General features: G+C 63.4%; 17 protein-coding genes. 7 read left to right on the top strand and 10 right to left on the bottom strand.

Annotated elements, in window-relative coordinates; genetic code table 11:
- The first annotated feature begins 14 nt into the window (after window positions 1-14).
- Window positions 15-1,013: a fumarylacetoacetate hydrolase family protein gene (locus M2400_RS12205; RefSeq protein WP_259196638.1), complete on the top strand. Its 999-nt coding sequence runs from the start codon at window positions 15-17 to the stop codon at window positions 1,011-1,013.
- A complete protein-coding gene (locus M2400_RS12200) occupies window positions 1,010-1,801 on the top strand; it encodes a cyclase family protein (protein ID WP_259196640.1) in 792 nt (263 codons plus the stop codon). The genes M2400_RS12205 and M2400_RS12200 overlap by 4 nt, the downstream gene beginning before the upstream one ends.
- A gap of 36 nt (window positions 1,802-1,837) precedes the next feature.
- On the opposite strand, the gene M2400_RS12195 is transcribed toward M2400_RS12200, so the two are convergent.
- Window positions 1,838-2,392, bottom strand: coding sequence for a cysteine hydrolase family protein (locus M2400_RS12195; RefSeq protein ID WP_259196642.1), 555 nt, complete (start codon window positions 2,390-2,392; stop codon window positions 1,838-1,840).
- 96 nt (window positions 2,393-2,488) lie between these two features.
- Between M2400_RS12195 and M2400_RS12190 the strand changes: the two genes are divergently transcribed.
- The 3 genes from M2400_RS12190 to M2400_RS12180 all read left to right on the top strand — a co-directional run bounded on the left by M2400_RS12190 (window position 2,489) and on the right by M2400_RS12180 (window position 5,492).
- The gene (locus tag M2400_RS12190; RefSeq protein ID WP_259196644.1) at window positions 2,489-3,469 is read left to right on the top strand and encodes a GlxA family transcriptional regulator; all 981 of its coding nucleotides are present in this window, start codon (window positions 2,489-2,491) and stop codon (window positions 3,467-3,469) included.
- Between the two features lie 171 nt (window positions 3,470-3,640).
- Window positions 3,641-4,750, top strand: a complete 1,110-nt coding sequence (locus M2400_RS12185) for a DUF3182 family protein (RefSeq protein WP_259196645.1) — start codon at window positions 3,641-3,643, stop codon at window positions 4,748-4,750.
- A complete protein-coding gene (locus tag M2400_RS12180; protein WP_177078085.1) occupies window positions 4,740-5,492 on the top strand; it encodes a S9 family peptidase in 753 nt (250 codons plus the stop codon). The genes M2400_RS12185 and M2400_RS12180 overlap by 11 nt, the downstream gene beginning before the upstream one ends.
- Here M2400_RS12180 and M2400_RS12175 read toward each other — a convergent pair.
- From M2400_RS12175 to M2400_RS12160, 4 genes are all read right to left on the bottom strand, one after another.
- Window positions 5,479-6,459 carry a lysylphosphatidylglycerol synthase domain-containing protein gene (locus M2400_RS12175; RefSeq protein ID WP_177078083.1) on the bottom strand — a complete coding sequence of 327 codons (981 nt, stop codon included), beginning with the start codon at window positions 6,457-6,459 and terminating at the stop codon, window positions 5,479-5,481. The two genes, M2400_RS12180 and M2400_RS12175, sit on opposite strands and share 14 nt — an antisense overlap.
- Window positions 6,437-7,735, bottom strand: coding sequence for a cardiolipin synthase ClsB (clsB, locus tag M2400_RS12170; protein WP_177046133.1), 1,299 nt, complete (start codon window positions 7,733-7,735; stop codon window positions 6,437-6,439). The genes M2400_RS12175 and clsB overlap by 23 nt, the downstream gene beginning before the upstream one ends.
- Window positions 7,732-8,508, bottom strand: a complete 777-nt coding sequence (locus M2400_RS12165; RefSeq protein ID WP_177046132.1) for an endonuclease/exonuclease/phosphatase family protein — start codon at window positions 8,506-8,508, stop codon at window positions 7,732-7,734. Before M2400_RS12165 ends, clsB begins: the two co-directional genes overlap by 4 nt.
- Window positions 8,509-8,723: 215 nt before the next feature.
- A complete protein-coding gene (locus M2400_RS12160) occupies window positions 8,724-9,926 on the bottom strand; it encodes an MFS transporter (RefSeq protein WP_259196655.1) in 1,203 nt (400 codons plus the stop codon).
- A 177-nt stretch (window positions 9,927-10,103) separates the two neighbouring features.
- Here M2400_RS12160 and M2400_RS12155 point away from each other — a divergent pair, with 177 nt between their 5' ends.
- Window positions 10,104-12,218 carry a mechanosensitive ion channel family protein gene (locus M2400_RS12155; protein WP_259196656.1) on the top strand — a complete coding sequence of 705 codons (2,115 nt, stop codon included), beginning with the start codon at window positions 10,104-10,106 and terminating at the stop codon, window positions 12,216-12,218.
- 122 nt (window positions 12,219-12,340) lie between these two features.
- Here the strand turns inward: M2400_RS12155 and M2400_RS12150 are convergent, their stop codons facing one another.
- The gene (locus M2400_RS12150; RefSeq protein WP_259196658.1) at window positions 12,341-16,609 is read right to left on the bottom strand and encodes a DEAD/DEAH box helicase; all 4,269 of its coding nucleotides are present in this window, start codon (window positions 16,607-16,609) and stop codon (window positions 12,341-12,343) included.
- Window positions 16,610-16,775: 166 nt separating this feature from the next.
- Here M2400_RS12150 and M2400_RS12145 point away from each other — a divergent pair, with 166 nt between their 5' ends.
- The gene (locus M2400_RS12145) at window positions 16,776-17,660 is read left to right on the top strand and encodes a sugar nucleotide-binding protein (protein WP_177046124.1); all 885 of its coding nucleotides are present in this window, start codon (window positions 16,776-16,778) and stop codon (window positions 17,658-17,660) included.
- A 169-nt stretch (window positions 17,661-17,829) separates the two neighbouring features.
- Here the strand turns inward: M2400_RS12145 and M2400_RS12140 are convergent, their stop codons facing one another.
- The 4 genes from M2400_RS12140 to M2400_RS12125 form a co-directional block, all read right to left on the bottom strand.
- On the bottom strand, window positions 17,830-18,528 hold the full coding sequence (locus M2400_RS12140) for an OmpW family protein (RefSeq protein ID WP_259196660.1): 699 nt from the start codon (window positions 18,526-18,528) through the stop codon (window positions 17,830-17,832).
- A 96-nt stretch (window positions 18,529-18,624) separates the two neighbouring features.
- A complete protein-coding gene (locus tag M2400_RS12135) occupies window positions 18,625-19,146 on the bottom strand; it encodes a DUF3299 domain-containing protein (RefSeq protein WP_177046122.1) in 522 nt (173 codons plus the stop codon).
- Between the two features lie 11 nt (window positions 19,147-19,157).
- Entirely contained in the window at window positions 19,158-20,423 is a 1,266-nt protein-coding gene (locus M2400_RS12130; protein ID WP_003210004.1) for an ABC transporter permease, read from the bottom strand.
- Between the two features lies 1 nt (window position 20,424).
- Window positions 20,425-21,135 (bottom strand): ABC transporter ATP-binding protein, encoded by a 711-nt coding sequence (locus M2400_RS12125; RefSeq protein WP_177078073.1) that lies wholly within the window; start codon window positions 21,133-21,135, stop codon window positions 20,425-20,427.
- Window positions 21,136-21,233 lie beyond the last annotated feature (98 nt).

Raw genomic sequence — 21,233 nt, 5'->3', positions numbered from 1 at the left:
CTGAGGAATGCTCGATGAAACTCGCTACGTTGAAAAACGGCCATCGCGACGGCCAACTGGTGGTGGTCTCCCGAGACCTGCGCCGCGCGGTCATCGCTGCGTCTTTTGCGACCTTGCAACAGGCGCTGGAGAATTGGGCCGAGGCCGAACCGGTGCTGAGCCGGCACTACCAGTTGCTTAATCTGGGGCAAGCGCCCGAATCATTTGCGTTTGACCCCACACACGCCGCAGCGCCATTGCCCCGGGCTTATCAGTGGTGCGACGGTTCGGCGTTTCTCAACCACGCGCACCTGCTGCAAAAAGCCTTCAGCCTGCCGCCCATGGCCGACGAGCGCATTCCGTTGATGTACCAGGGCGCCAGCGACGACTTCCTCGGGCCTTGCGACGATGTGCCCTTGCCGGATGTGAATCACGGAATCGATTTCGAGGGCGAATTCGCCGTGATCGTCGATGAGGTGCCGATGGGCTGCCCCGCTGACCAGGCGTTGCAATACGTGCGGCTGGTGCTGTTGGTCAACGACGTCAGCCTGCGGGGCTTCCTGCTGCATGAAGTCAGCACCGGCTTCGGGTTTTTCCAGGCCAAGCCCTCGTCGAGTTTTTCGCCGGTGGCCGTCACCCCGCACGCGCTTGGCGCTGCCTGGAACAACGGGCGGGTGTGCCTGCCCCTGAGCGTCACCTGGAACCAGAGCTGGTTTGGCGCGCCCCATGGCGCCGAGATGAGCTTCAGCTTCGCTGACCTGATCGCCCACGCCGCGCGCACCCGGCGCTTGCGTGCGGGCACCATCATCGGCTCCGGCACCGTGTCCAACGTCGACCGCGCGGTGGGTTCGGCGTGTATATCGGAGCGCCGGGCCATCGAGATGATTGACCATGGGCAGCCGCTGACCGGGTTCATGAAATTCGGCGACCGCATTCGCATCGAGGCACTGGACAGCGAGGGCGAGTCGGTATTCGGCGCCATCGACCAGCGCCTGGTGGATTCCACCTTGCTGACTCAAGAGGCGCTTTCATGACTGAACGCAAACGTCGTCTGGTGGACCTGTCGGTCACCCTTGAAAACAACCCCTACACCGACCCGCCACCGCTGCTGCCGAAGATCGAGTACGTCGACCACCAGGGCGGCATCCAGGAGCTCCTCGCGATGTTTCCGGGCCTGTGTATCGACGACATGCCCGGCCAGGAAGCCTGGGCGGCCGAGCGCCTGAACATCACCACCCACAGCGGCACGCACATGGATGCGCCGTGGCATTACGCCTCGACCACCGATTGCGGCAAGCCGGCGTACGGCATTGATGAAATCCCGCTGGACTGGTGCCTGCGCCCTGGTGTGAAGCTCGATTTTCGCCACCTGCCGGACGGCCATGTGGTCAGCGCTGCACAAATCGAGGCGGAGCTGCAGCGTATCGGCCATGTGTTGCAGCCGCTGGACATCGTGCTGGTGAATACCCGGGCCGGTGCCTTGTTCGGCCAGCCGGGCTACCTGGACGCAGGCGTGGGGATAGGGCGCGAAGGCACCTTGTATTTGCTGGAGCGCGGGGTGCGCGTGGTGGGCACCGATGCCTGGAGTTGGGACGCACCGTTCAGCCATACCCGGGCGCGGTTTGCGGCCAGCGGTGACAGCTCGATCATCTGGGAAGGGCACAAGGCGGGACGGGATATCGGCTATGGGCAGATGGAAAAGCTGGCCAACCTGGACGCGCTGCCGGCTCACGGTTTTGAAGTGTCGTGTTTCCCCTACAAGATCAAACACGCCTCTGCCGGTTTTGTGCGGGCGGTAGCGATTTTCGAGGAAACCCTTTGATCGGCGGCCTCCTTGTGAGGCCGCACGGTTTCAGGTTTAGCCCTGTGCGCTCAAATACGCTTCAGCCGCCACCACGCTCGCATAAGCAAACCCCAGCGACGACATAAACGCCGCATGCACCTGGGCCGCCGGCACGGTGGTGCCATTGAATTCCAGGTCCCGAGTGGCGCAGGCATCGTGGATCACGGTCACTGTGTAGCCCAGGTCCGCCGCTGCACGCACCACGCCGTCGATGCACATGTGGCTCATGCTGCCCACCACCACCAACTCGGTGATGCTGCGTTGTTCCAGCAGCGCTCGCAGGTTGGTTTCGCGGAACGCATTGACGAAATGCTTGAGCACCACCGGCTCGTCCGCCTGGTTCAGGACCTTGGGGTGCAAATGCGCACCTTCCGAGCCGGGGGTGAAGAAGGGCGCGTCGTCGGAGGTGAATTCGTGCCGCACGTGAATCACCGCATCGCCCGCCTGGCGGAACGCCTGGAGCACTTGCTGCGCCTTGTCTGCTGCTGCGTCCACACCGTCAAGCGGCCACTTGCCCTCGGGGAAGTAGTCGTTCTGGATATCGATTAGGATGAGCGCTTGCTTGGCCATGTTGGTTTTCCTTGTGATGGTTGATGCGTCCAGTATCTTGGCTGGCGTGGCGCCTGGGGATTGGCCGCACCGACAATAACAGAGGGAAAACTGACAATGGCAATCGTCGAACTGGGCGTGCTGATCTACAGCGGTGCGCAAATGGCCGCCGTGCATGGCTTGACCGACCTGTTCGCGGTGGCCAACCGGATTGCGGCCGAGCATCAGTCCGCGCAATTGCCGTCGCTGCGCATCAGCCATTGGCAGGCTGAAACCGGCCAGGCGCCGACCCGTGTGTTCGACACTCAGCCCGGTACCGTGCAAGCGCTTACGGCCTTGCTGATTCCACCTTCCATCGCCGGCTTTTCCGAGGGCCAGGCCTCCTCCGAATTGCTGGATTGGCTACGCCAGCAACACCGCACCGGGACCATTCTGGGCGGGGTGTGCGTGGGCTCGATCCTGCTGGCGGAAAGTGGCCTGCTGGACGGGCGCAGTGCCACCACTCACTGGACCTCGGCCAAGTCTTTCGCTGAGCGCTATCCGGCGATTCGCCTGGAAGCTGACAAGCCTATCGTCGACGACGGCGACCTGATCACCACCGCCGGGCTGATGGCCTGGTCCGAACTGGGCCTGCGCCTGGTAGACCGCCTTCTCGGCCCGAGCATCGCCGCGAGCACCGCGCGGTTCCTGGTGATCGAACACAGCGACAGCGCCAGTGAGTGCGGCAGCAACTTTGCGCCGATCCTCGCCCATGGCGACGCGGCGATTCTCAAGGTGCAGCATTGGCTGCAGGCCAGTGGTGCGGTGGATGTTTCATTGGCTGCGATGGCTCAGGAGGCGGGGCTTGAAGAGCGCACGTTCCTGCGGCGGTTCCGCGCTGCCACGGGGTTGAAACCCACCGAGTACTGCCAGCACCTGCGGGTCGGCAAGGCGCGGCAGATGCTCGAGTTCACCAACGGCACCATTGACCACATAGCCTGGACTGTCGGCTACCAGGATCCGGGCGCCTTTCGCGCCACCTTCAAGAAAATCACCGGGCTGGCGCCAAGCGATTACCGCAGCCGTTTTGGGGTGACACCGACCAAGACCCAGGGCTGAATCGTGCAGAACGCCGCGACACCGGATGCCCTTCGTGCAGAATAAAACAGGCCAAGTGCCATCGTTTTTTCCGCAACTGTTTGATTCCCGGCGGGTTTAACTAAACCCCGCCTTGGCTTGATCCCTGCAACCGTCTCCCTACACACATGGCAGGACAGCCAAGGGGGACGCATGACCCCGACAAATCGCAAGAAAATCGTGGTGGCGCATTCAATCCGACCGCAAGCGCCGTTGCACGAAGTCGAAACCAACCGCGCCCTGGCCCGCTGGCTGGCGCATATCCTTGGGTTCAAATATGGCGGCAGCTATAACCCCGAGCTGCACAGTGGGCGCGATCTCTACCTGTTACCCACCCAGACCCTGGTCGGCGTGGCCCAGGCCCGGCAGTTGGGCGTCAAAGGCCCCGAAGACTTATGGGGCGGTTATGTCGACCACGACTTCATCTGCACCAAGGCCATCAGCCACGGCTTGCTGAATAAAAATGCGGTGGCGCCGCAAGGCTGGTCGCCGTTGTTTTCCGAGCGCATCCGCAATGTGGTGCTGGATGGCTTGAGCGTGTTCGCCCTCGAAGACGCTCGGCCGGCGGCCACCCACTTGCTGTACACCGGCCCGATCCGCCTCAAGCCCGTGCATGCCTGTGCCGGTCGCGGCCAGGAAGTGATCCGCAGCCTCGATGAATTCGACGCCATCCTCGCGCGCCCTGATGCAGCGCAATTGTTCACCGACGGTGTGGTGCTGGAGCAAGACCTGCATGAGGTGGTCACCCACAGCGTCGGCCAGAGTTTTATCGGCGAGCACGTCATCAGCTACTGCGGTGATCAATACCTGACCCGGGACGGGCAGGGCGAAGAGGTCTATGGTGGTTCCAACCTGTTGGTGGTCCAGGGTTACTACGAAGACCTGCTCAAGCTCGACCTGCCCGATGACGTGCGCCTGGCCATCGAACAGGCGCAAACCTTCGACAACGCGGCGGACGAGGCCTATCCCGGGTTCTACGCCTCGCGGCGCAATTACGACATCGCCCAAGGCCTGGACAGCGACGGCCAGCGCCGCAGCGGCGTGCTGGAGCAATCCTGGCGCATGGGCGGGGCCAGCAGCGCGGAAGTCGCGGCGCTGCAAAGCTTCGTCAACAACGCCGGGCTGCGGGCGATCTATGTGTCTTCGGTAGAAACCTACGTCGACCAGCCGCTGCCGGCGGACGCGATCGAGGTGTACCGGGGGCCGGCGGAAAACAGCGACTTTCTTCTCAAGTACGTGACGGTTAAATCTTATGACGGCTAGAAGCGAAACCATCGCCATTGATATCGACGACGAACAGATGAGCGGGACCTTCCTCAGTCCCAAATCGAAAGTGCCGGGGGTGTTGTTTGTGCACGGCTGGGGCGGTAGCCAGGAGCGCGACCTGGAACGCGCCAAGGGCATCGCCGGGCTTGGTTGTGTGTGCCTGACCTTCGACTTGCGCGGCCACGCCGGCACCGGCATTCCGCTGTCCCGCGTCACCCGCGAAGACAACCTGCGCGACCTGCTGGCCGCCTACGACCGCCTGCTGTCACACCCGGCCATCGACACCTCGGCGGTGGCGGTGGTGGGCACCAGCTACGGCGGTTACCTGGCCGCCATCCTCACCTCGCTGCGGCCCGTGCGCTGGCTGGCGCTGCGGGTGCCGGCGCTGTACCGCGACCAAGAATGGCTCAAGCCCAAGCGTGATCTCGACAAGGCCGACTTGATGGATTATCGCGGGACCTTTGTGCACGCCGAAACCAATCGTGCGTTGCATGCCTGCGCGGCGTTTACCGGCGATGTGCTGATCGTCGAGTCGGAAACCGACGACCACGTGCCCCACGCCACCATCATGAGCTACCGCGCCGCCTGCCAGCACACGCACTCGCTGACCCACCGGATTATCGACGGTGCGGATCACTCCCTGAGTGACCCGGTTTCCCAGCAAGCCTACACCTCGATCCTGGTGGACTGGATCACCGAGATGGTGGTGGGCGAGCGCTTGAGCATCATCCAGTCGTAGGCGTCTTCTTCACCCGTAGCGCCTTGGCCTTGGCTTCCACCGCGAGGTACATCACCAGGGCCACCAGCAGCGGCAGGATGAAGTAGATCGCGCGATAGGCGATCAATCCCGCGAGCAGGCTGCCGCGGGAGGCTTCGTGCTGCAGCAGGGCGATAAATACCGCCTCCAGCACCCCAAGCCCCGCAGGGATATGCGTGACCACCCCGGCGATGCTGCTGATCAACAACACCCCGAGCACCACCGGGTAATCCAGTTGCTTGGGCAGCAGGGTGAAAATCACCGCCGCCATCAGCGACCAGTTCAGCGCGCCGAGTGCCAATTGCAACACGGCCATACGCAACGACGGCAGGCTGATTTCAATCCCGCGTACCGACCACGCGCGCTTTTTCGACAAGCGACAGGCCAGCAGATAACCCAGGCTCGCCAGTACCAACAGCACGCCAACGCCTTGCAGCGCGCCACTGCTGAGCTTCCACCCTGGCGGCAAGGTCACCAGCCCGCTGCTGAACACCGCGCCGGCAATCGCCATGTAGCCGAACCAATTGGTGGCCAGGCTCAGCCCGAGAATCTTCGCGATGTTCCCGCTGCTCACCCCCAACCGTGAATACAGCCGGTAGCGCATGGCGATGCCGCCGACCCAGGCGCTCAGGTTGAGGTTGAAGGCATAGCTGATGATGCCCACCGGCAGGATCTGCTTCCAGCGCAACGGCTGGCGGATGTAGGTGCGGCCGATCAGGTCGAAGCATGAATACACCAGGAAACTGCACAGGGTCAGCGCACCCGCGATGAGCAGGGTGCGAAGCTTGAAATTCCCGAGGGTGTCGAACACTTCGCTCCAGTCGATACGCCGGGCGAGCAGGGTGAACAACACGATCAGCACCAGGAAAAACACCACCGTCAGCGGTTTTTTCCAGCGCTTCAAAAAGCCGGGTTGGGCGCTTTCTTCAGCGGTGCGAGCTTGGGTCATGGTCCGGGCGCTCCTCATGGACGAAGGGTTTCAACCTCGGCTTGTGGGCCGGCAACCAGCCGGTCCACGAGGGAAAATGCCGCAGCACATGGAACACCACAAACCCCACCGTCACCCGCCAGAACCAGCCGCGAGGCGTGCGGTTTTCCGGCATGGTCTTGCAGTGGTTCCGGCTCAGGTATTCCAGGCGTTCGAACAACTGTTGATTGAAGCCGCGATCCCGAATCAGCACATTGGCCTCAAGGTTCAGCGACAGGCTCAGCGGGTCGAGGTTGCTCGAACCCACGGTGCTCCATTGCTCGTCCACCAAAGCCACCTTGCCGTGCAACGGGCGTTGGCAGTACTCGTGGATCACCACGCCTTCCTTGAGCAAATAGTCATACAACATGCGTGCCGCCAGCTTCGCCAGCAGCACATCCGGCTGGCCCTGCATGATCAATTGCACCTGTACGCCACGGCGCGCGGCATTGCGGATTTCCCGCAGCAGGCGGTAGCCGGGGAAGAAGTACGCGTTGGCGATGACTACCCGCCGCTGAGCCTTGCGCAGGGCGTGCAGGTAGGCTTCTTCGATGTCGGTACGGTGTTGCAGATTGTCCCGGTAAATCAGCCGCACCAGGCCATCGCCTTCGCCTGCCGCCCATGGCGACGGCCGTTGCTCGCGCCGCCAGCCACGGCGCTTGCGCACGCGCCGGCCACTTTGTGCGAGGGCGAAATGATGCAGGTCGGCCACGGCCGGGCCTTGTACCTGCACGGCATAATCCTGCTTGGCCTCGGGGCCGAAATCCCCCAGGTGATCGGCCGAAAAATTGATCCCGCCGATAAACGCCACGCTGGCATCCACCACCACAATCTTGCGGTGCAGGCGGCGAAACCAGTTGGTGCGAAAGCCCAAAGTCTTGCTCGCCGGGTCGAACATCTGCACGGTCACGCCGGCCTGGCTCAGCTCGCCGAGAAACCCCGGGCTCAGCTCGCCGCAACCAAAGCCATCGAGGCTCGCGACCACCTTCACGCCACGCTGCGCCGCCTCGATCAAAATGCCTTTTAGTTCGTGGCCGACCTTGTCTTCGAACAGGATAAAGGTCTCCAGCAAGATCTCCCGCTGGGCCTGGCGCATCGCCTCGAACACCTTGGGGAAGTAGGCCTCGCCGTTCTCCAGCAACTCAATCTGGTTGTCACTCTGCCAGCCGTAATCCAGGTCCTTGGCCACTGCGTCGTCCGGCGGCTGATCGGTGGCGATGTGTTCCACCGCGACCTTTTCCAGTGGTGCGCTGTTCATAGCTCGATCTCCACCGACAGCGGCGCGTGATCCGACAAATGCGACCACGGACGGCTGGTCAGCACCTGCGGCTGATGCACCTTGAGGTTGCGCACATAGATGCGGTCCAGGGGCAGCAACGGCAAGCGTGCCGGGAAGGTGCGGGCCGGCTTGCCCTGGGTTTCGATAAACACTTCCCGCAGGCCGCAGTGGGCAAGATCCGCGCGCTGGCGCCAGTCATTGAAGTCACCGGCGACAATCACCGGCGCGTCGGCTGGAATCTCGGCGATCCGCTGCGCGATCAGGCGCAGTTGCTGCTGGCGATGTACTTCCCGCAGCCCCAGGTGCACGCAGATAGCATGCACCTCCTGCACGTTGCCCGGCAGGCGCAGCACACAATGCAGCAGCCCGCGGCTTTCGTGACCGCTCTGGGAAATGTCGAGGTTGTCATAGCGGATGATCTGGAATTTCGACAGCAATGCATTGCCGTGGTCGCCATGGGGATACACCGCGTTGCGGCCGTAGGCGAACTGCGGCCAGATGCTGTCGGCGAGGAACTCGTACTGCGGCATGCTCGGCCAGTTGCTGTAGCGCTTGGGATGGCGCTCGTGGGTGCCGTGGATTTCCTGGAGGAACACCACGTCGGCGGCCACGCTGCGAATCGCCTCCCGCAGCTCGGGCAGGATGAAACGCCGGTTGAGCGCGGTGAAGCCCTTGTGGGTGTTGACCGTCAGCACCCTGAAGCGGGTGATGGTTTCGGTGGGCGTGATGGGCATCAGCTCCGGGTGGGTCATGGTTGCTCCCGTGGGTTGGGTGTCGAGTGACCTCCGTTTTTGGATGACTGTGGAATTTGGCAGAAAGTTTCGATGGTCCTACAGACGGCACCTACCCACTGTGGGAGCCGGGCTTGCCCGCGATTGCGGAGTGTCAGCAGACATTGATGCCACTGATCCACCGCCATCGCGGGCAAGCCCGGCTCCCACAGGTGTTTTGTGTTTGTCCTGCTGGATCAGTGCCCGCCAACCACCCGGGTCGAGCTCTCGGCATACACCGGGCCCAAGCGGTCAAGTCGACCGCTCCAGGCCGTCAGCGCCAATGCCACCAACACTACCGAGCCACCAATCCACGCGGTGTGGATCAAGCCCATGTGAGCGACGATCAAGCCGCCGGCCCACGCGCCACCGGCGATCCCCAAATTGAACGCTGCGATGTTCAAGCCCGAGGCCACGTCCACCGCGTTCGGTGTGTGATGTTCCGCCTGGCGCACCACATACACCTGCAAGCCGGGCACGTTGCCGAAAGCGACCGCGCCCCACACCAGCACCGTGGCCAGGGCCAGCCATGGGTTGCCGGCGGTCAGGGTCAGTAGGAACAGCACGGCAGCGAGCAGGGCGAAGATGATTTTCAGGGCGCTGATCGGGCCGCGTTTGTCGGCCAGTTTGCCGCCCCAGATATTACCCACGGCCACCGAGATGCCGTACACCAGCAACACCAGGCTGACGGTGCCGGCGCTGAACCCGGAGATGTCCTGGAGGATCGGCGCCAGGTAAGTGAACGCGATGAACGAGCCGCCGTAACCAACTGCTGTCATGGCGTACACCAACAGCAACCTTGGTTGTTTCAGTACTTGCAGTTGCTGCAACAGCGACGCCGGTTTGCTGTGGGCGATGGTGTTCGGCACATAGAGCAGGCTGCCGATAAACGCGATCAAGCCCAGGGCCGAGACGGCGAGGAAGGTTTCGCGCCAGCCGAAATGCTGGCCGATAAACGTCCCCAGCGGCACACCGGTCACCAGCGCCACGGTGAGGCCGGTAAACATGATGGCAATCGCGCTGGCGGCTTTTTCCTTGGGCACCAGGCTGGTGGCGATGGTGGAACCAATCGAGAAAAACACCCCGTGGGCCAGGCCGGTGACGATCCGTGCCAGCACCAGGGATTCATAACTCGGCGCCTGCCAGGCCAGCAGGTTGCCGAGGGTGAACAGCACCATCAGCGACAACAGCAGCAATTTGCGCGGCACTTTGCCGGTGAGGGCGGTGAGCACCGGCGCGCCGATGGCCACGCCCAGGGCGTAGAGGCTGACCAGCAGGCCGGCAGACGGCAGGTCTACGCCAAGGTCGGCGCCGATGGTAGGTAACAGGCCAACGATGACGAACTCGGTCGTCCCGATGGCAAAAGCGCTGAGGGTCAGCGCGAGCAAGGCAATGGGCATGGCTGCAACTCCGGTGGGTTTCAATCAGGAGCGCAGTCTCGGCGGTTGGCTTGTGCGGAAAAAGACAGGTATTGGCATTTGATATTTGCCTGTAGCGCACGGATCCACGTGCTGGGGGAACGATCGCGCCTCAAACCCGTCAGTTCCTTACAGACCCTTCTGAAGGAGCCCGGTGTTTTGTTGAATTTAAAGACTGTGCTACTGCTTGGTACGCTGCTGTTTTGCAGCAGTGGCGCGCTGCAAGCGGCCACCGCTCCCGCGGCTCCAGAGCCTGCCACCCCGGCCAAGCCGGAACTGCTGGTGGAAGGCGGCCTGCTCGGCGCCATCAGTTCCAGCATCGATGGTGTGCAGGACAAACTTGACCTCAACCAGAACCTGATCGATGCCTGGCGCCTGCGGGCCGATCGGGCGGCAGACGAGGTAGACAAGCTGGTCAACCAGCCGTCCGAGCGTTCCTCATGGAGTGTGGCCGGGGATTTCCTGTTGTTGTCCGGTGTGTGGATCGGCGCGTTTGCGATGTTGACCCTGTTGGGGCGGTTTCTCGTCAAGCGTCTGAACCAGCAACGGCATGTCGCACCACGCCAGCGTCTTCAGGCGTTGCTGGGTTACCTGATTCCCTACACGATTCCGGCCGTAATCTGCCTGCCATTGACGCTCTACGTCAGTCACTTCCTGCCCACGTCCGTGGGCCGCGCGCTGGCGCTGTGTTTTGCCTACGCCACCAGCAGCGGTATTTTTTCCACCTCGATGCTGCTGTGCGTCATCGTCATGTTCAACGTCGGCCACAAGCGCCCGGCCGTGCGGATTATTCGTGACTACTGCCCCAAGCCCCTGTTCCTGATCGGCTTCCTCGCCGCCCTCAGCGATGCGCTGACCAGCCCGCAGATCGCCCGCCAGCTGGGGGGCAATATCACCGCCAGCGTCGCGATCTTCACCGGGCTGTTTGCTTCGGTGATCTTCGGCATGCTGGTGATTCGCCTGCGTCGGCCGGTGGCGCATTTGATCCGTAACCGGCCTTTGGCCCAACGCTTGAAACACCCGGCGGTGCAGCAATCCCTGCGGGTGTTCTCCGGGCTGTGGTATTGGCCGATTCTGTTGATGGTGCTGGTGTCGGCCATCAACCTGATCGGCGCTGGTGACGACAGCCAGAAAGCCCTGCGTTGCGCGCTGTTCACCACGATTTTGCTGATCGGCACGGTGTTTCTCAGCACGGTGTTGCAGCACCTGTTCCAGTCCCGCAGCACGGTGGCGGTGCAGCGCAGCAGCGCCTACAAGGAGCGGTTCCTCAGCCTGCTGCATGCGCTGTTGCGCATCGTGATGGCCATCGCCTTTATCGAAATCCTCGGGCGTATCTGGGGTGTTTCGTTGTTTGAGTTTGCCCAGCGCAACTCCGTGGGCCGGGCCATCAGTGATTCCCTGAGCAGCATCGGTTTGATCCTGCTGGTGACATGGCTGTTCTGGGTGGTGCTCGACACGGCGATCCAGGAAGCGTTGAAACCGCCGGTCAACAAACGCTCCAGCCGCCAGCCCAGCACGCGGGTGAAAACCATCCTGCCGCTGTTGCGCAACGCGGTGAAAATCATCCTGGTGGTGATCTGCGCGATCACCACCATGGCCAACCTGGGGATCAACGTCGCACCGCTGCTGGCGGGTGCCGGGGTGGTGGGGCTGGCCATTGGTTTTGGCTCCCAGCAACTGGTGCAGGACGTGATCACCGGCCTGTTCATCATCATCGAGGACACCCTGTCGATTGGCGATTGGGTGGTGCTCGACTCCGGCCACGCCGGCACGGTCGAGGGCCTGACCATCCGCACCCTGCGCCTGCGGGACGGCAAGGGGTTTGTGCACTCGGTGCCGTTCGGGCAGATCAAGGCCGTCACCAACCAGTCGCGGCAGTTCGCCTATGCATTCTTCTCGGTGCAGTTCACCTATGACACCGATGTCGACAAGGCCGTGGAATTGATCCGCGAGGCGGGGCAGTCGATCCGCGATGACGTGTTCCTCAAGTACAACCTGCAAGGGCCGCTGGAGGTGTTTGGCGTCGACAAGATGGACCTCAACGGCGTGGTGCTGACGGCGCAGTTCCGGACGGTGTCGGGCGGGCAATATGCGGTGAGCCGTGCGTTTAACCAGCGCTTGAAAAAGCTTGTGGATAACTGTGCCTTTGTTCACTTTGCGCAAACTTATCCACAGCAGGTGATGCTGCCGCAGCGGGTGGGGCAGCAGGTGGATGAGCCGGAAGAGGAGGCGCCTTCGTCGGTGGTGCTGACGGAGCAGCCGCGCACCCAATAGTTTCGGGGTGGCAGGGCCGGCCTCATCGCAGGCAAGCCAGCTCCCACATTTGAAGATGTTCACAAATCAAAATGTGGGAGCCGGGCTTGCCCGCGATGAGGCCAGTACATGCACTAAACAAGTCAGTGCCTGACCAACTTCTCCCGCACCAACCCCGCCACCTGCTGATCCAGCTCCAACAACACCTGCTGCTTCCCGGCAATCTCCACCGCCGCCGGCACGCCATCCCGGTACACCAGCCGGTTGCCGCTCAACGCCGGCACCTTGCTACCCGGCAGCAGCGTGCCCACCAGGTTCAGCGGGTCGGCGCCGCACACGGCAATCAAGCTGCCGTCATGAGGCCGCCGGCGAACTTCCCGCAGCAGCGGGATCGCTTCCGGCAACGCAAACTGTTCCCCCGCCAAACCACTCACAAACCGCCCGCCGCGAATCTCGCCCCGGGCCTCCAGCCGATGAAAGGTGCGCAGCAGTTCCCGCCAACTGGGCAGCCAATCCGCCTCACGCTCCAGCAGGCGCCAGAACACCACGCCGTAGCGGCGCAGCAAGGTCATCGCCACATGCTCCAGGGTTTCTGCCGAATGCGGCCCGACAGTTCCCGGCGCGCGCCGTACCAGGGCCCAACGCCCTGCGTCGTCCATCCCGCCCACAAATGCCCCGCGTCCACGCCGACTGCTACGAGCCTGGCGCTTGCTCGCGGGCGTGGTCAGGGCGCGCAGGCCGGCGAAGCTGTCGGCGTTCGCAAGCCCGGCGCCCACCAGTTCCTGCAAGGCGGATTCCAGTTCGCTGCGCAGCAGGTGGGCTTCGTGGACCAATTCATCGAAAAACAGCGCGCCGTTTTCCCGCAGCGCCTGATGGACTTTCTGCGCCTTGGGCGACAGCTCGGTGCTGTCCGGTGCTTCGGTCAACCCACTCCACAACGGCACCTGGCTGCGAGGCAGCAACACCACCGGCGTGCTGCGCAGGGCGGTCGCGCCGGCCTTGTTGCTCAGGCGCGTCCACACCACCTTGCCACTGCGGCACAAATCGTCCAGCCAACTCGGCGAGTAATCCTTGATCCGTGCGCTGAGCAAGTCGCTGTCCCAGGCCGACGTGGCGGCGGCGTAGCCTTCGAACTGCGCGACGATCTGCGGCAACACCGCGCTGCCCTGGCCGCGAGTGCCGTCTGACAGGTGCTGCCAGTCGAACAGGAACCGCATGAAATCCTGCAACGCCACCGGTTCGATTTCCCGGCGCAGGCGCTTGACCGTGTAGCGGTGAATGCGCGCCAGCAGGTGGCGCTCGCACCATTGTTCGTCGCTGGCGCCCGGGCTGAAGCGGCCGCGCAGCACGTAGCCCTCGCTTTCCAGCCGTGCGAGTGCCTGGGACACGTCGGCCACCGGCAAGGCCAGGGGCGCGGCGATCTGGATCAAGGTCAACGGGCCGAAGCCGCTCAGGCGCGCCCGCAGCACTTCCACCAGGGCTTCCTCGAAGGTCCATGGTTCATCAAAGCCGGGCAGCAGCGGCAGGTCATTCGGATAGATCGCGGTCAAGCAACTCAAGCGTTCCACGGCCACCCAAACCGCCTGGTCGGTGCCAATCTGCAAACGGCTGGCGCGTCCACCGTCGGCCAGGGCTTGCAGCCATTCGGCCCACTGCGGCGTGACTTCCGATTCAGCGATGCACGCGAGGCTCATCAACGCCTCATGCATCTCGTCCAGGCCATTGGGCGCCGGCCAGGCTTCCTCGCGCACACCGGCAATCGCCTCGGCATCCAGGGCGCCGAGGTCGTCGGTGCTTTGCGGGTCGCTCCAGCGCCGGTTGAGCACGGCCTGGGTGCGGCGCTCTTCCAGTGGAGCGTCATCGAGAAAGGTGTAGGGGCGGGCGCTGAGAATCTCTGCCGCCAGCGGCGACGGCGCCGGCAGGTCGCGGCTGATCAGGCGGATTTCACCGCGCTCCATGCGCCGCAGCAGGGCCAGCCAGCCTTCGCTGTCCATGGCCTCGTGCAGGCAGTCGTCGAGGGTTTGTTCCACCAGCGGATGCTCCGGCACTTCGCGCTCGCCGGCGAGGTTTTCCAGGCAGGCGATCTGGTCGGGGAACACACTGGCGATCAGGTCTTCACTCTTCATGCGCTGGATCTGCGGCGCCACCTTGCGCCCGCCGGTATAACGCGGCAGCGCCAGAGCGACGCCCGCATTCCAGCGCCAGCGCACGCCGAACAGCGGTGCATCCAGCACCGCCTGGATCAGGATGTGTTCGGCCGTGTTGCTGTTCAGGTAACGCCACACCTCGTCGAGCTCGAAGCTGTGGCTGGTGGACAGCGACAACACGATCGCATCCTCGCTGGCAGCGGCTTGCAGTTCGAAGTTGAAGGTGCGGCAAAAACGCTTGCGCAACGCCAGGCCCCAGGCGCGGTTGATACGACTGCCGAACGGCGTGTGGATGATCAGTTGGGTGCCGCCGGACTCGTCGAAAAACCGCTCCATGATCAACGTGTCCTGGGACGGCAGCGCGCTCAATGCCAGCCTTGCCCGTGCCAGGTAATCCACCAGTTGCTCGGCGCTGGCCAGGTTCAATCCGAGGGTGCCGGTGAGCCAGTCGAGTGCCGGTTGCAGGTTGCTCGGCATGGCGGCCAGCAACTCGTCCAGTTGCCCATGCAAACGTGCCACGGCAAACGATAACTCCGCACTGCGCCCCGGTGCTTCACCGAGCCAGAACGGAATGGTCGGCGGCTGGCCGTGTGCGTCTTCGACCCGCACCTTGCCGGCTTCCACCCGCAGGATGCGGTAGGAGGTATTGCCCAACTGGAAGATATCCCCGGCGATGCTTTCCACCGCGAAGTCTTCGTTGACGCTGCCGATGTTCAGGCTTTGCGGCTCCAGCAGCACGCTGTAGTCGGCGTTGTCGGGGATGGTGCCGCCGCTGGTCACCGCAGTGAGCTTGGCGCCACGCCGGCCGCGCAGGGTGCGGGTGATGGCGTCGCGGTGCAGGTAGGCACTGCGGATGCCCTGGCGGCCGTTGTAGCCTTCGGCGAGCATTTGCAGCAGCGCCTGGTAGTGGCGCTCGTCCAGTTCGGCGTAGGGCGCGGCACGGCGAATCAGAGTGAGCAGGGCCTGTTCCTGCCATTCCTGGCAGCTGACTTCGGCGATGATCTGCTGGGCCAGTACATCCAGCGGCGCGACCGGGATCAGCAAGGTATCCAGCTCGCCCCGGCGCACGCAGTCGAGCAGGGCGGCGCATTCGATCAGATCGTCGCGGGTGGTGGCGAACAACCGGCCCTTGGGCGTGCCGCCGACCTGGTGCCCGGAGCGTCCGACTCTCTGCAGAAAACCATTGATCGAGCCCGGCGAGGCGATCTGGCACACCAGGTCGACATCACCGATATCAATCCCCAGTTCCAGGGATGCGGTGGCGATCAGCACTTGCAGTTCGCCGGCCTTGAGCCGTTGTTCGGCGTCCAGGCGCAGTTCCTTGGCGAGGCTGCCGTGGTGGGCGGCGACGGCAGTTTTGCCCAGGCGCTCGCTCAAGTGCCGGGCCAGGCGTTCGGCCAGGCGCCGGGTGTTGACGAAAATCAGCGTGGTGCGGTGTTGCCTGGCCAGTTCGGCGAGGCGGTCGTAGACCAGGTCCCACACGTCGTTGGCCATGACGGCCGACAGCGGCACCGGTGGTACTTCGATATCCAGGTCCCGAGGGCGTGCGTGGCCGATATCGACGATTTCACAGGAGCGGTCGGTGCCCACCAGGAAGCGCGATACCGCTTCGATCGGCTTTTGCGTGGCCGACAGGCCGATGCGGGTCAGCGGTTCGCGGCACAAGCCCTGCAGCCGCTCCAGCGTCAGGGCCAGGTGGCTGCCGCGTTTGCTGGCGGCGATGGCGTGGATTTCGTCGACGATCACCGTGCGGATGCTGGCGAGCATCTGTCGGCCGGAGTCCGAGCCCAGCAGCACATAGAGCGATTCCGGGGTGGTGACCAGAATGTGCGGCGGGTGCTTGCGCATCAGGGCGCGGTCTTTCTGCGGGGTGTCACCGGTACGCACGGCGGTGCGGATCGCCAGCGGCGGCAGGCCCAGCCGTTGCAGGTGCTCGGTGATGCCGGCCAGCGGGGTTTGCAGGTTGATCTGGATGTCGTTGGACAAGGCCTTCAGCGGCGAGACGTACACCACCAGCGTCTGGTCCGGCAGTTGGCCGCCATTGGCCAGGCCTTGGTGGACCAGGTCGTCCAGCACCGCGAGAAAGGCCGTCAGGGTCTTGCCGGAGCCGGTGGGCGCGGCGATCAGCGTGGAGCGGCGCTGGCGAATCAGCGGCCACGCCTGGGCCTGGGCGGCGGTCACCGACGGGAACGTGCTGCGGAACCAGGCGCTGACGGCGGGGTGGAAACCGTGCAGGACCGTGTCCGTTGATTCAGGAAGGTTCATACCCAATTTATGCGGCCAGCCCCGGCAACTTGCAACCCCGCACTTTATAAGTGACGGTTGCGCTACAAACCCGCAAAATGCAACGATTCTGGCAAATGCCAACGGCATGGCTCACAAGCCTGTCGATAATAACCATCGTTCCAAACAGACCGGGCCTGCTCAATCTATGCGAATGCGCCTTATGTTACTGGGCGGCGGGAATGCCCTCGGGCAGGCGCTGATTCGCCTCGGTGCGGAGGAAGACATCGGTTTCCTCGCCCCGCGTCCGCCCCAAGACGGCTGGGATGCCGCGAGTCTCACGCAACTGCTCGACGACACCCGTCCCGATGCCTTGATCAATCTCGCCTATTACTTCGACTGGTTTCAGGCGGAGACGGTCAGCGAGACACGCCTGGCCGCACAGGAATATGCGATCGAGCGCCTGGCCGAACTGTGCCAGCACCACAGCATTACCTTGCTGCAACCGTCCAGCTACCGGGTGTTCGATGGCTCCCGCGCCACCGCCTACAGCGAAAAAGACGAACCCGTACCGTTAGGCCTGCGTGGCCAGGCCTTGTGGCGCATCGAGCAGAGCGTACGCGCCACCTGCCCGCAGCACGTGCTGTTGCGCTTTGGCTGGTTGCTGGATGACAGCGTCGACGGCACCCTCGGGCGCTTCCTGGCCCGCGCCGAAAAGCCTGATGAACTGTTGATGGCCGATGACCGCCGGGGCAACCCGACGCCGGTGGATGACGCCGCGCGGGTGATCATTTCGGTGCTCAAGCAACTCGATTGCGCCGCGCCGTTGTGGGGCACCTACCACTACGCCGGCCAAGAGGCGACCACTGCGCTGGCGCTGGGTCAGGCGATCCTCACCGAAGCGCGCAACTTCCACCCGCTGGCGGTGGAAGCCCCGACCGCCCAGGCCCACGCCGCCCGCCCGGATGCCGCCGACGAGCCGCAACACGCGGTGCTGGCGTGCAAGAAAATCCTCCACACCTTCGGTATCAAGCCGAGGGCCTGGCGGGCCGGGTTACCGGCGTTGCTCGACCGGTTTTACCGGCATAGCTGAAAACAACACAAAGCAAAATGTGGAAGCGGGGCTTATGTGGGAGCCGGGCTTGCCCGCGATGCAGGCAACTCGGTTTTTCAGTCTCACCGAGGTGATGCTATCGCAGGCAAGCCAGCTCCCACACAAGCCAGCTCCCACATTTGGATAGGCTGCGTTGCTTAGCGCCTGTTTAGAACTTGTAGCCAATCCCCACCATGTAAACCATCGGGTCCACATCCACGTTGACCTTGGCCCGAGTGCCCTGGCCCAGCGCGTTATTGTCCACAGTGGCCTTGGTGCTGATGTCGATGTAGCGCGCCTGGGCGTTGATCATCCACTTGTCGTTGATCATGTAGTCCGCACCGATCTGCGCGGCCCAGCCCCAGGAGTTTTCAGCCTTGAAGTTACTGAAGCCGGCCTCTTGGGCGCGACCGCCGACGTGTTCGTCGTAGATCCAGGTGTAGTTGATACCGGCGCCCACATACGGCTGGAACGCCGACTTGCTGTCCAGCGGGTAGTACACGACGCTCAGGGTCGGCGGCAGGTGTTTGAGCGAGCCGAGCTTGCCGTTGGCGGCGCCCAGGGCGGTGTTCTTGATCTTCACGTCGTGTTCGAACGGGGTGGCCGCCAGCAGTTCGATACCCCAGTGGCTGGTGAACATGTAGGCGAAGTTCAAGCCCAATTGAGTATCACTGCTCATGGTCGCCTTGCCGCCCAGGTTGGTCCCGGCCAGCGGGCCCTGGTCAACCTTGACGCTGCTGCTGTCGGCTTTCGGGTTGACGGTGATGGCACCGGCGCGAATCAGGATATCGCCCGCTTCGTGAGCGTGGGCAACGGGGACGACGAGGGCGAGCGCGACAAGCGACGCGCCGAGCAGGGACTTGTTCATGGGAGCTCCAAAGGACGTTATTAATTGCTTGTGTCCAATGGTAAAGATCGTAACGTTCGAGCTTTTGACTCAGCTCAATGAAAGCGCAATCACGGCTTATTCCTGCAACTCGTACACGTAGATCTTGTCGGCATCCATCTGGTAACCGGCATCGGCCAGTTCGCTGCTTGACGGTTTGACCTGCATCTGGCCTTCGATCCAGTACGGCTGGTACAGCTCGTCGAGCTTCACGCCAATCTCGCTTTTGACATGCACGATCTGGTTCGACGGCGGTGGCGGCACGTGGATGCACGCGCCGAAATACGGCACCAGCAGAAACTCCGTGGTGCGGCCTTCTTCGCTGACTTCCAGCGGCACGATATAGCCCGGCAGGCGAATGTGCTTACCGTCCAGGCTTTGCACGACTGGCGCGTTGGGCAGGTCTTGCTTGGCGGCCGGCGCAGACTCCACCGACAGCGCATCCGCCATGCCCGACAAGTCGTGCAACGGTTTCATGTTGGGAATTTCCGGTGGCGCGTCGGGCGGAATCATCTCCTGCCACGACAGGTCCTTGGGCTGCTCTTCAGCCCAGGCGGGCAGGGCCACCAGCAGTAACAGTGCAAGCACGACGCGACGCATCAACAGCTTCCTCATAAACGTATCGACAGGCCGTCGGCCAACGATTGCCGGTAGGCGCGCCAGGCCGGCACGCTGCCCATCAGCAGGGCTGCGACGAGAATACCGCCGAGCAGGGTCCATTCATATTCGCTCGGCAACGACAGCGGCAGGTCCAGGCCGTAGTTGGCCTGCAAATACCCGCGAGACGCGGCGATGCACACATACAACAGCCCGACGCCGGCGATCACGCCCGACAATGCCAGGGCGAACGCCTCGAAGATCAGCAAGGTCGCGATGTGCCAGGGCCGCGCGCCCACCGACCGCAGGATCGCCATTTCCCGGCGCCGCTCGTTGAGGCTGGTGAGGATCGCGGTGAGCATGCCGATCAAGCCGGTCAGCACCACGAACAGCGAGATCACGAACAGCGCCTTTTCGGCGGTGCCCATCATGCTCCACAGCTCTTGCAGCGCCACGCCCGGCAGGATCGCCAGCATCGGCTCGCCACGGAATTCGTTGATCTCCCGTTGCAGGGCGAAGGTGGAAATCTTGTTGTTCAGGCCGAGCATGAACGCGGTGATGGCTTGCGGCGTCAGGTCCATGTTGCGGGCCTGATCGGCGCTGATCCGGCCTTTGCCCTGGGCCGGTACGCCGTTGTGCCAGTCGATATGGATCGCTTCCATGCCGCCGAGGCTTATATGCAGCGTGCGGTCCACCGGGGTGCCGGTGCGCTTGAGAATGCCGACCACGGTGAACGGCTTGTCATCGTGCTTGACCAGGCTGACCACCGCCACGCCATGGGCCAATACCAGCTTGTCGCCGAGTTTGTAATGCAGGGCGTCGGCCACTTCTGCGCCGAGTACCACTTCGAACGGGTCGGTGGCGAAGGCGCGACCGCTGGCCAGTTCGAGGTTTTGCCGGCGGCCATATTGGTAGTGTTCGAAATAGGATTCGTTGGTGCCCATCACGCGGTAGCCGCGGTGGGAGTCGCCGAGGGAAATCGGGATCGCCCATTTCACCTGGGGGTTGGCGGCGAAGTGTTCGTAGCTGTCCCAGCGAATGTTGTTGGTGGCGTTGCCGATGCGGAACACCGAATACAGCAGCAAATTCACCGAGCCGGAGCGCGCGCCGACGATCAGGTCGGTGCCGCTGATGGTGCTGGCGAAGCTGGCGCGGGCTTCGGTGCGTACCCGTTCCACCGCCAGCAACAAGCACACCGACAGGGCGATGGCGAAGGCGGTGAGGATCGCGGTAAAGCGGCGGTTAGCCAGGCTGGCCATGGCTAGACGAAACAAATACATCTCAAACCTCTACGGGCGTGGCGGCGCGATTGAGTTCGGCCAGCGACAGGTTGCGGTCGAACAGCGGCGCCAGGCTCTGGTCATGGCTGACGAACAACAGGCTGGCGCCTGCTTCGCGGCATTCGGCGAACAGCAACTGAATGAAGGCTTCCCGGGCGTCGTAGTCCAGGGCTGAAGTCGGCTCGTCGGCGATCACCAGTTCCGGTTGGCCGATCAGCGCGCGGGCGGCGGCCACCCGTTGTTGCTGGCCGATGGACAGGGAATCGGCGCGGCGTTCCAGCAGGCTTTTGTCCTTGAGGCCCAGGTGGGCGAGCAAGGTCGCGGCGGCCTGGTCGACGCTGCCGTGGCGCTGGATCGCCCGTTGCGCCCGCAGCTTGGAGAAGTGACAGGGCAACTCGACGTTCTCGCGCACCGAAAGAAACGGCAGCAGGTTGAACTGCTGGAAGATGTAGCCGGTGTGGTCGACGCGAAAGCGGTCGCGGGCGCCGGCCGAGAGTTCGGTCAGCTCCTGGCCCAGCAGGCGAATGCTGCCGCGACTGGGCTTTTGCACACCGCCCAACAGGCCCAGCAAGGTGGTCTTGCCGCTGCCGCTGGGGCCTTTGAGGAACAGGGTTTCGCCCGGCTCCAGGCGAAACGTCGGGATGTCCAGCAACTGTGGGTGACCTGGCCAGTTGAAGCCCAGGTCAGACAGTTCGATAAGTGCTTGGGTCATAGGAAATCAGTGGTCTGGCTCGATTTGAATGATGACACCGATCAACTGTAGGAGCTGGCTTGCCTGCGATGGCATCACCGCGGTGTTTCTGGAGCACC

The sequence above is a fragment of the Pseudomonas sp. BIGb0558 genome, from assembly GCF_024807515.1.
GTDB lineage: Bacteria > Pseudomonadota > Gammaproteobacteria > Pseudomonadales > Pseudomonadaceae > Aquipseudomonas > Aquipseudomonas yamanorum_A.
Note: the sequence above shows the minus strand (reverse complement) of the source record. Positions and strands in the feature narration are given on the sequence as shown.